The organism is Brevibacterium sp. S22, assembly GCF_004745485.1.
GTDB lineage: Bacteria > Actinomycetota > Actinomycetes > Actinomycetales > Brevibacteriaceae > Brevibacterium.
Window position 1 is genome coordinate 1 of the sequence record NZ_RHFG01000063.1, and the last position, 1,310, is coordinate 1,310.

Sequence of the window (1,310 nt, forward strand, 5' to 3'; positions counted from 1 at the left end):
GGGTTATAGGCCGAAATGTGTGTACAGGATAGCCCGTTTGCCCAGTAGTCAGTAGGGCAAGACCGGGTTGAACATGCTCTGCAACCATGTTCAGTGCCCAATCCCAGAAATCACCCCGTCTGTGGTGTATGTGCCAACAAGCTCGTCAAGAACGGCAAAACCAGTGCCGGACGTACCAGATGGCGATGCAAACACTGCGGGTCCTCAGCAATCCAGACCCGCACCGATTCAGCGAAGAAGGCAGACTTCACCCGCTTCATCGCATGGCTGACCAGCACACAACCACGAGGCAATTTCGCCACCAGCACTCGCACCTTCACACGAAAGTCTCAATGGTGCTGGAACGTGACCCCCACAGTGGCCCCGACGGGTGAGGTCCATGACCAGATCATGCTCGATGGCACCTACTTCAACGGCTGGTGCGTCCTCATCGCTCACACCGGCACTCACGTCATCGATTGGCAATGGTGCGACCAGGAGAAGAACGCGTCCTGGACAGCTCTCATCGACCGCATCCCCGCCCCAGCAGCTGCGATCGTCGATGGCAACGGACCATTGACGACAACGATCAAGCGACTCTGGCCGACCACCCGGATCCAACGGTGTCACTTCCACATCCGACAGGCCGCCCACCGGTCCCTGACCATGCGACCCGTGCTACCGGCGAACAAGGAACTGCTCAGCCTGTACAAGATGCTGTCGAAGGTGGCCACCCTGGATGAGGCTGCGAAGTGGATGGGCGCGTTCACGTCGTGGGAAGCGACGTGGGAATCGTTCCTCAAACACCGCACCCAAGTACGGGCAGGAACACCCCGACCAGCACACGTGAAGCCGGGACAGCACTGGTGGTACACGCATTTACGGACTCGTCGGGCCCATAACCTGCTGACAGGGTTAATCCGTGACAATCACTTGTTCACGTGGCTGGAACTGGCCGAAGACGGCTACACGATCGCGAAGACCACGAACCCGTTAGAGGGCGGACCGAACAAAGCGATCAAGGACTTCCTACGAGCCCATCGAGGACTGGACATCGATCATGCCCGTCGTGGAGTCGATTGGCTGTTGTATCTGCGTACCGAGGCCCCCAAGGACCCATGGTCGTTCGTTACTCCACGAGCGTGGACACCATCGCGCAGAGTCCCAAAGGTTGTAAAACCCGAAACGGGGAGGGAGGAGACGAGCCTTCTCTACGGGACGGGATTCAGTGTCGAAGATGGCAACGGGATCCAGAAGGGTTGGGGCGGCAGATCCCGGTGAGGACCAGTGCCGACACGCCCTGCCCATACACACAATTTGGCCTATAACCC

At 58.9% G+C, this 1,310-nt stretch carries 1 protein-coding gene; it reads left to right on the forward strand.

The annotated features are described in order from the left end of the window. Positions 1-93: 93 nt before the first annotated feature. Positions 94-1,260 carry an IS1249 family transposase gene (locus EB835_RS20145; RefSeq protein ID WP_168216815.1) on the forward strand — a complete coding sequence of 389 codons (1,167 nt, stop codon included), beginning with the start codon at positions 94-96 and terminating at the stop codon, positions 1,258-1,260. The last annotated feature ends 50 nt before the right edge of the window (positions 1,261-1,310 follow it).